Source organism: Hungatella effluvii (assembly GCF_003201875.1).
Classification (GTDB): Bacteria; Bacillota; Clostridia; order Lachnospirales; family Lachnospiraceae; genus Hungatella; species Hungatella effluvii.
In genome coordinates, this window is the sequence record NZ_QJKD01000037.1 from 1 (window position 1) to 9,476 (window position 9,476).

A 9,476-nucleotide genomic window follows, 5' to 3' on the forward strand; every position below is an offset into this window, starting at 1 on the left:
CCTTTGTGTGTATTTTGGTCGTGCTTAATACTTTATCACAAAATGGTGCCCTCTTTTTATTTATTTCTATCATCCGAGAAAAATTTTACACTAGCTTTTCAGCAGGATTCCCAACCTTTCGGATATACGGAACAGGCGGTCAAAAAAGTGTAGACTTGTGTTAGTTCATCGATGGACAAGCACAAGTGAATGACCGTACGAAAGAGATATTATTAGCTGGGAAAGTACGCCATAACGCCGCCACTTCTAGACAAAATGTCCAGAAGTCACTTCGGGCCAACTTGGCCCGAAGCAGACCAGCGTACCAATGCCGAAATACGCCGCGGGAATGGGGTAGGAGCGGCTTTCGGGGAGAACGGCGATAAAGCGAAAACGGAGGAACGCATGAGCACAAAACTACCAGAGATAGAAAGAGGGCTATGTGTTTGTACGCCCCGCCCCGGAAACCGTCCCCGAACCGTCCGCTGGACCACCATAGCTGCCACAAGCAGCAGCTTAAACATTAATGGAAAATTTCACCAGCGACAATTATTGAGGCAAATATTGAGAGATTTTTTACTGACAAGCTCCTGTTAATCCCTGAGCCAATCACTAGAATCACATGATATTATTATAAGAAGTTTGAATTATATCGTTAACAGAAAAAAATCCCCCATAAAAAGGGAGGAGCCGGTGGAATGTGGGTTCCACCGGCGAGTTATGAAAAAAAGTCTTTTTATTAAACAAGTTTTTCTTGTCTATGTTTATAGTATACGCAAGAGTTATGAAGTAAGTTTGTAGAAGATGTAAATAAATTTTGTACAACTTGTGAAATATGTGTGAAATATGAATTCACTTTCCAAAAAGTTTCCAGAAAGACAGATCCTGGCCATTTCTTCATCAGTCGTAGTAATCGTCTGTCAGCACTCCATTCGTCTCAAAGTAGTACAAAGTTCCGTCAATTTCCATATCCCCGGTCACCATGTGACCGTCAGAGGCCAGATAGTACCAGTCGTCCCCCAGAATCAGCCAGCCTGTTTTCATATAGCCGTTGGCGTCGAAGTAATACCACTTGCTGTCGATCTCCTGCCAGCCGTCTTTGTAATACTGGTTGTCCCCTTTATAGTAGTACCAGCCGCTCGCGTCCTGATGCCAGCCAATGGCAGCCGTCTGGGTCTCCGGCTGAGTCTCTGCCTTCGTTTCCGGCTGTGCTGCCGGCCTCTGCTCCGCCTGCTTTGATGTCTGCTTGTCCTCCGAGGCAATCCCCGACTGATAAGGGCATACGCCGTTGGGATGCAGGTGCGCCGGATGGCCGCCGCAATGGTAATGGTAGCTTCCCAGGCCGCTCTTATTCTTGTTGTCTTTGTGGCCTCCGTTGGCATCCGTGCGCCCGGAGTGCGCCTCCGCCTCGATGGAAAACGGGGTTCCGGGAACCACGGTGAAGGTGGACACCAGAAGACTGCCGCTCATGAAATAAACCGCCAATTTTTTGCATTGCTTTTTCATATAGTCCCTCCTGCAAATCGTATTTCTTTCATTATACGATAAAGTGCAGGGGAAAGCTATAGCAGCCGCATCTTTTCATCTAATGAATCAGCGCATTGGCAAGGGGCAGCCCTACCAGGAGCGCCAGTACCAGTTCCAGCACCACGTACATGATGTTGTAGCGGTAGATATCTCCGGATTTCAACCAGCTCTTATTGCTGAACAGCATGGCCGCGAACGGAGATGCCGCCGGAGTCGCAATGGCACATGAGAGCACAAAGATTCCCATGATGGATATCAATGGAGCGGAATTAATCCCGGCCTGAAGGCAGTAGGTGGCTACCACCGGCTGAAGGATCATGCCGATCACCAGGGAATTACAGACATTGGTCAGCACACATCCGATGATCAGGAGCATGGCGCCAAAGACCAGCGGGCTCATACCCGTAAAGATCGGGGAAAGGATTGCATTTAAAAATGCAGTCACTCCTGTGCTTTCATTCGTCAGCACGCCTCCCAATAATATCGCGGATGTCACCAGGAAATACGTTCCCCAGGCAAATACCTTAACATTTTCTTCAATTGTGATAGCCGGAGCCCCATCGATTTTCACGGCAAATAAGATCACCAGGAACAAAAGGGCCATACCGAAGGAATTGGCGCTGAGCCATGCCATGCCCGGAAGTGCGGGAAAAAGGCTTGGCAGAAGCATGCTTAGCAGGAAACAGACACAGATCACGGCCACGGCCTTCTGTCTTCTGCTCAGCGGAGGCAGCGGATTTTTGTTGAGCTGTTCCAGCGTCAGATTCTTCAGCCTGCTCACGTCGGGATGCAGAACATATTTGGTAAAGAGGATTACAGCTGCGCTGCACACGAAGCCGTAAATCAGTGCAACGAACAGCCACTGGCCGTTGTTGATGGTAACGGTTGTTCCCAGAAGGTTCTGAGACACGGTCGTGTAGTTAGAAATCAGTGCAAGGCCGTTGCTCATATAAGGCGGTACCGGGAAACCGATAGCACAGGCCACGACAATCAGGATAATCATAATTGTCGGATATGCCTCGAACGGCTTCATGCCGATATCATCAAAGATATCATAAAGGATCGGCCAGAACAGGAAAATCGGCGCAAAGCAGCCTACAAACGCGGCTATCAGCATGGAGCCTACAAAGAGTATGGCGGTAAACGCCCACGGACGGCCGATAATAAATTTTCTCGTCAGGAAGAAGCGGCCGATATACGCGCTGATCCGGTTGGTCTGAAGACTGTTCATCAGGATCATCAGAAAGAACAGCTGGACAACCGTTGGATTGCCGAATGCGGTGTTCAGTACTGCTCCCATCGGCGCATAGCCGGAGGTGCCGATCATGAAAATACAGAGGATGCTGGACCAGACCGGATCGACCGTCGTCCATAAGTAGAGCGTTCCGATAAAGATGCCGAAAATCTGTTTTCCCACAGGCGTAATATTGGGCATGTTAATCGGAAGCAGACGAAACAGGAGCATAATCGCGATGCCGATCAGGCAGTGAAACGGATACATATTTTTCTTTTGTCTCATGGTATTTCCCCCTGGTAAGTTTTATTGTCACAATATTAACATACTGATATCCCACATACCAATAGCAGGTGCTAAGATTCAAAATGCATTTTTCGGTGGATACCGGAGACAAGGTGTGCTATAGTTATATCAGTAAAAAAAGATTTATACGGGAGGATGACCATGGAACCATATCAGATCAGAGAAGATTTTATTCGCTACGGAGTTCGCAAAGAGGCGAAAAAGAATCAATATCTGTTTGATCCATCGCGGGAGGGCTGTGACAATATCTGTTTTCTGGATGAGGGGATCGCCGCACTGACGCGGATCAATGATGATGGAGAGGAGCAAATTTACCTCTATTTTGGAGAAAAACGGCTGGTCGGCTTCGCCAATGCGCTGGTGAAGCACTTCCCCTATGACTGGCAGCGCTACATCACTCCCTCCCCGTTCTGGATCACAGCAAAGACAAACTGCGTCTACTACAGCATGAGGGAGAAACAGTTTGAGTCCATGATGGATTCTTCCCCATATTTCACTCAGTGCGTTCTGGGCGCAACAACCTTAAATTATCTGGAACTGGTGAATAAGATCCAGTGGATGATGGACGGCGACAAAACTGCGCAGTTCTGCAAGTGGCTCCTGACCTACTGCATCAGGAAACAGGGGAAATCCATGATTCCCAAAGCTTTTTCCTTCGTAGAGGTTGCCAACTATCTTGGCATGCATCCGGTGACCGTAAGCCGCATTGCCAGGAAGCTGAGAGAGACGGGAATCCTGGCCCGGGAAGACGGGTGTCTGATTATACAGGATGAAGAAAAGTTAAGAGCGATGACGATGCTGCAAAACGGCTGATCAAGGTGATACGCTAAAGAACGCTGCTATGCGGGTGACATTTCATTTTCAATAACGGGGGTCCAAACTGAGCAATTCAGTTTGGACCCCCGACATCCATTTACCAATCCAACACTTTATTTACCAGTCACTACGTGTCACCGGAGCCAAAACGCCAGCCTGGGCTCCATTAATTCCTGTTTCCCTTTATCTCAAGAAACTCTTCAAAACTCTCGCACATTCTCACCGCATCCTTCGGATCTCCCATCTCACAGAATATCCTCAAAAGCGGTTCCGTTCCGGAAAATCTTGCGATAATCCAGCCGCCGTTCTTAAAGTACACCTTGCAGCCATCCAGATAGGAAATCTTATCAATCTCCAGATCCATTTCCGGAAGCTGTTTCTGGATTAAGAGGGTGTCATAAATCTGATCCTTCTTCTCCTGGCTGAACTTGTAATCGCGCTCCTCCATATGGATCGCGCCGTACTCTTCTTCGATATCCTTAGCGATCTGGGACAGCTTCTTGCCGGTAACGGCGATCATCTCCACCAGAAGTGTGGACGCGTAGATACCGTCCTTGCCATTGATGTGGCCCCGCACAGTCAGTCCGCCCGAGGACTCGCCGCCGATGATGGCATTCGTCTCATTCATCTTCGCAGAGATATACTTAAAGCCTACCGGCACCTCGTAGCACTTCTCTCCGAAGCCCTCCGCCACCTTGTCGAGCATATGGGTGGTCGCCACGTTGCGGACTACCGCGCCCTTCCAGCCTTTGTACTTAACCAGATAGTAATAAAGCATGACCAGAATGTCGTTGGGATGGAGGAATTTACCCGTATCGTCGATAACGCCCACGCGGTCGGCATCTCCGTCGGTGGCGATTCCGATATCGCACTTGCGGTCTACCACGTAATTCTGCAGGCTTCTCAGCGTAAATGCGGACGGCGCCGGCAATTTTCCGCCGAACAGCGTGTCATGCTCTTCGTGAATCACCTGTACGTCACAGCGTGCCGTCGCCAAAATGGTCCGCAGCGACGTGTTGCTGACACCGTACATGGGATCAATGGCAATTCTTAAACCGCGGTCCCGTATGGCCTGCATATTGACCGCACCGATAATATTATCCAGATACTCATTTAAAGGATTGATCTCCTCGATGATTCCGGTCCCGATCCCTTTCTCATACTCCATGATGCGAACCGCCGGTTCCCCGGCTTCAGAGCCGCGGCTGACACAGGCCGCTTCCAGAACCTCCTCTTCGATTCCGCGAATATACCGTTCAATCTCCTGGGTCTGGAGTTCATCCGCATCACGGCCGCCCTTTGTGAATACCTTGATTCCATTGTAGACCGCCGGATTATGGCTGGCCGTAATCATCATGCCGTAAGGCAGTTCATGGCGCATGACAAAGAACATGATGAGCGGGGTCGGTGCGGAACCGAGGATAAACTTCACCGGAACGCCCTCTGCCGCGAACACTTCACTGGCCCAGATCGCGGATTCCTTCGATAAGAATCTCCTGTCGTAGCCGATGGCCACGCCCTGTTCCGCGACTCCCTCGTCCTTCATCTTGTTTACGAGAGCCTTGGACAGCTTCTGGATATTCTCCCTCGTAAAATCATCGCCGATGACGGCTCTCCAGCCGCCTGTGCCAAATTTAATCATGATTCTCCTCCTTCATTTCCCATGACAACAGTTACTTCATGACTGCTTCCTGCTTCGAAAACAGGTATCTTACTTACCTTTTTGCCATCCAGTATCAATTCCTTTACGCCCTTCATCACGCCCTCCGGATTCTTCACGGAGATACGGTACTCTGCGCCGCGCCATACGCGTTTTACAGAGAACTCCTTCCAGTCAGCCGGAATACAGGGATCAATCTGAAGGCAGTCAAACTGCGGACGGATCCCCAGCATATAGCGGGTGGCTGAAAAATACGCCCAGCCGCCGCTTCCAGTCATAAACGGGTGGTGTGCCCGGCCGTAAGCCGTGTGATCCTTTCCCATAATAAACTGACAGTAGGAATACGGCTCCGCCTCCCTGATTTCTATTATATCATTCTGATAGTAAGGGCACAATGCATGATAGAACTTCATTGCCCGGTCGCCTCTTCCCAGCTTACATTCCGCGGCCCACGCCCATGGGTTCGGGTGGCTGAAGACGGATCCGTTTTCCTTTACACCGGGATAAACTCTGGTGACAAAGCCGATATCATCGTCAGGAACCGTGTAGGACGGGCCATTCAGCATGATCCCGTACGGCGTGTATAAGTATTCATCCACAGCGTCCATCGCCTGGATTCCCTTTTCGTAATCCGCAGCGCCGGACAGAACCGCCCAGCTGTTGGACTCCAGATGCAGCCTGCCTTCCCGGTCCTGATGGGTGCCGATCTTCCTTCCGTTTTTGGTGATGCCGCGGATATACCAGCCGTCATCCCACAGCTCCCTGTCACAGATCTCCTTCACGGTATGGCGCATATCGGTATAGTGCTTCACATCGTCCTCTCTCCCCAGCCAGGAAGCCGCCTCCAGGAAGTTGTCGATGGCCCAGTAATGAAGGAAGGATACGAGTGCGCTCTCTCCGCCTCCCAGATTCAGGCAGTCGTTCCAGTCGGCACGAAGCCCCTTGCAGACGCCGTGAGCCCCGATCTGCTCCGCGGAAAAATCCAGGATTTTCTTCATATGCTCATAGACCGTGCCGCTTCCGCCGTCGGCATAGGTGATGACCTCATCGAAGAATCCGTACTCTCCGGTCTCCTTTACATATTCCACAATGGAGGCGATCAGCCACAGCGCATCGTCAGAGCAGGTATCCTCAAGGCCGTGAATCATATCAGAAACCTTCGGAGTCGGCACAACCGTAGGCGATTTAAACGGCTTCACCTCCGTGTCCGGATCGAACCACTCCGGCTGGAATAAGTGCAGGCCGTATCCGGCCGACACGAGGCCGCGAAGCAGCTCTACCAGCCTCTGGCGGCATTTCTCCGGATTGGAGTGAGGTACCGTCATGGCATCCTGCGCCGTATCCCGGTATCCCAGTCCGGTCCGGCCGCCGACCTCGATAAAGGAGGCGAACCGGGAGAACATGACGTTGATCTCCGCCTGGTACAGCGTCCACGTATTGATCAGCGTGTTCATGCCCTCGTCCGGGGTATCGATCTGAAGCCGGTTACATTTATTGTCCCAGAACGCTTTCAAATCGCTGTATGCCTGATCGACGGCGCTGTGATCCGCATACTTTGCCCGCATGGCGCGGCCATCCTCCCGCTTCCCCTCACCCAGCAGGAAGATGAGTCTCGATTCCTCTCCGGGTTCCAGTTCCAGGCATTTTTTCAAAGCACCGCAGTGATTGCCGCCCTTTTCGAAGCTTCCGCTCATCTCGCCGCGTTCCACCGCCGCCGGATTATCCTCGGTGCGGTAGAGGCCGATGAATTTGTCCCGCAGACAGTCGAAACCGTCCGGATCAAAATCTGAGGTGAAGTACTGGTATCCAAACTCCTCATAGAACAGATCGTGTTCGATAATGCCGTCTTCATACGTAGATCCGGCGGCATACAGACTCATCTGAAAGTTCTTATTATCCATTTCGATGTGGTGGAAGGAAAGCTCACAGTAAGAGTAAACGCTTAATTTCCGTTTTCTTCCGCTCTGATTTTTGAGTTTTACATCCCAGAGCTCCACCGGATCGTCTGCCGGAATAAACAGTGTCTGCTCCGCCTCGATTCCCTGGTAATCACAGCTGTACGTCGTGTAGGACAGGCCGTGGCGGCATGTGTATTTCGCCTGATCCAAAGGTTTTCCCACCGGCTGCCACGAAATACTCCAGAATTCCCCCGTCTCATCGTCTCTCACATAGACGTAATGGCCCGGCCGGTCCATCGGAACGGCATTCCCCCGAAACCGTGTGATTCTGTGGTATTCCGGGGATTTATAGAAGAGATATCCGCCTGCCGTATGGTTCACGACGGCGCACATATCCTTCACTCCCAGGTAATTGGTCCACGACGTGGGCAGGTCCACCCGGTCGATCACATATTCTCTTTTTTCATTATCAAAATGTCCGTACTGCATCCCGTTATCCTCCTCGCTATGAGCACTTAGAGACTGTATTTTAGTCTCATACGTTCTATCTCAATTATAGATTTTTCCCAAAAAATAGGTATGGCTGAGAGTGTGAAAATTTGTCTAACCTTGCGCGATCACAAAAAGCGGGGGTTGCAAAGCCATCGTTTCTATTATAGAATAGGAGGAGCGTCAAAAAAGGAGAATATACACATGAAGAAAAATGCAATCGTTGGCCAGTCCGGCGGCCCTACCGCCGTCATCAACGCGAGCCTCTACGGCGTCATAAGGGAAGGCATAAACCAGGAAGCCATTGATCATGTCTACGGCATGATTAACGGAATCGAAGGCTACATGTCCGGTACCTGCATGGATTTAACCGCGGATTTAACTTCAGATGAATTAGAGATTTTAAAATTAACACCGGCAGCCTATTTAGGTTCCTGCCGCTATAAACTGCCGGAAGACTTATCCTCACCGTTCTATCCGGCCCTGTTTGAGAAGTTTCGGAAGATGAACATCGGATACTTCTTCTACATCGGAGGCAATGATTCCATGGACACGGTCAGCAAGCTGTCCCGCTACGCCTCCCACCATCACAGCGAGATCCGTTTCATCGGCGTTCCGAAAACCATAGACAACGATCTCGTTCTGACCGACCATACCCCCGGTTACGGAAGCGCCGCCAAGTATGTGGCCGATACGGTCCGGGAAATCGTTCTGGACTCCTCCGTCTATCAGCAGAAATCCGTAACCATCGTGGAACTGATGGGCCGCCACGCCGGCTGGGTAACCGCGGCCAGCGCCCTCGCCCGCAAATACGAGGGGGACAACCCGGTACTCATCTATCTTCCGGAGACTCATTTCGATTTTGAACAGTTTACAGAGGATGTGACTGCCGCCTTATCGAAGAACAGTACTGTCGTCATCTGTATCTCCGAGGGCATTTCCGATGCCAGGGGCAAGTTCATCTGTGAATATGCGGATGCCGCCCGGCTCGACACCTTCGGCCATAAAATGCTGACCGGCAGCGGTAAGATGCTGGAAAACTTCATACGGGACAAGTTCGGCGTCAAGGTCCGTTCCATCGAGTTAAACGTTAATCAGCGCTGTTCCGGCATGATGGCTTCCGCCACCGATATCGAGGAATCCGTTCTCGCCGGCCGCGAAGGCGTAAAGGCCGCCGTCTCGGGGCTTACCGGACGCATGATTTCCTTCTTACGGAGCGAAAACGATCCATACCATCTGGAATGCGGCACGGTCGATGTAAATGAGGTCTGCAACAGGGAAAAACTCTTTCCTTCTGAATGGATGAATCCCCGCGGCACCGATGTGACACAGGCATTCATCGATTATGCGCTTCCTTTGATTCAGGGCGAAGTGCAGAGGAAGACGGAATCGGGCCGGCCGGTTTATCTTTATCGTAAGAATCCGGTTCATACAAACAGTTGACAATGTAAAGCATTTGTCATATAATCCCATCTTTGACACATGAATGAACGTATAAGTGCCACAACCCCTTTGAAATACTGGGCTTGTGGCACTTTGTACTCTCTTCACGAAATATAGTAATGTT

6 protein-coding genes are annotated in these 9,476 nt (G+C 50.7%); 2 read left to right on the forward strand and 4 right to left on the reverse strand.

What is annotated here, in order from left to right:
* Positions 1–879 precede the first annotated feature (879 nt).
* Positions 880–1,485 carry a YHYH domain-containing protein gene (locus DFR60_RS29955; RefSeq protein WP_110326937.1) on the reverse strand — a complete coding sequence of 202 codons (606 nt, stop codon included), beginning with the start codon at positions 1,483–1,485 and terminating at the stop codon, positions 880–882.
* Between the two features lie 79 nt (positions 1,486–1,564).
* Positions 1,565–3,025 carry an SLC13 family permease gene (locus tag DFR60_RS29960; protein WP_110326939.1) on the reverse strand — a complete coding sequence of 487 codons (1,461 nt, stop codon included), beginning with the start codon at positions 3,023–3,025 and terminating at the stop codon, positions 1,565–1,567.
* Positions 3,026–3,187: 162 nt separating this feature from the next.
* Here DFR60_RS29960 and DFR60_RS29965 point away from each other — a divergent pair, with 162 nt between their 5' ends.
* Complete coding sequence (locus DFR60_RS29965) at positions 3,188–3,859, forward strand: Crp/Fnr family transcriptional regulator (protein WP_243005222.1); 672 nt, start codon at positions 3,188–3,190, stop codon at positions 3,857–3,859.
* A gap of 169 nt (positions 3,860–4,028) precedes the next feature.
* On the opposite strand, the gene DFR60_RS29970 is transcribed toward DFR60_RS29965, so the two are convergent.
* Positions 4,029–5,504 carry a phosphoglucomutase/phosphomannomutase family protein gene (locus tag DFR60_RS29970; protein ID WP_110326943.1) on the reverse strand — a complete coding sequence of 492 codons (1,476 nt, stop codon included), beginning with the start codon at positions 5,502–5,504 and terminating at the stop codon, positions 4,029–4,031.
* Positions 5,501–7,909, reverse strand: a complete 2,409-nt coding sequence (locus DFR60_RS29975) for a glycoside hydrolase family 94 protein (RefSeq protein ID WP_110326945.1) — start codon at positions 7,907–7,909, stop codon at positions 5,501–5,503. The genes DFR60_RS29970 and DFR60_RS29975 overlap by 4 nt, the downstream gene beginning before the upstream one ends.
* Positions 7,910–8,113: 204 nt before the next feature.
* On the opposite strand from DFR60_RS29975, the gene DFR60_RS29980 reads away from it, so the two are divergent.
* The gene (locus DFR60_RS29980; protein WP_110326947.1) at positions 8,114–9,352 is read left to right on the forward strand and encodes a 6-phosphofructokinase; all 1,239 of its coding nucleotides are present in this window, start codon (positions 8,114–8,116) and stop codon (positions 9,350–9,352) included.
* The last annotated feature ends 124 nt before the right edge of the window (positions 9,353–9,476 follow it).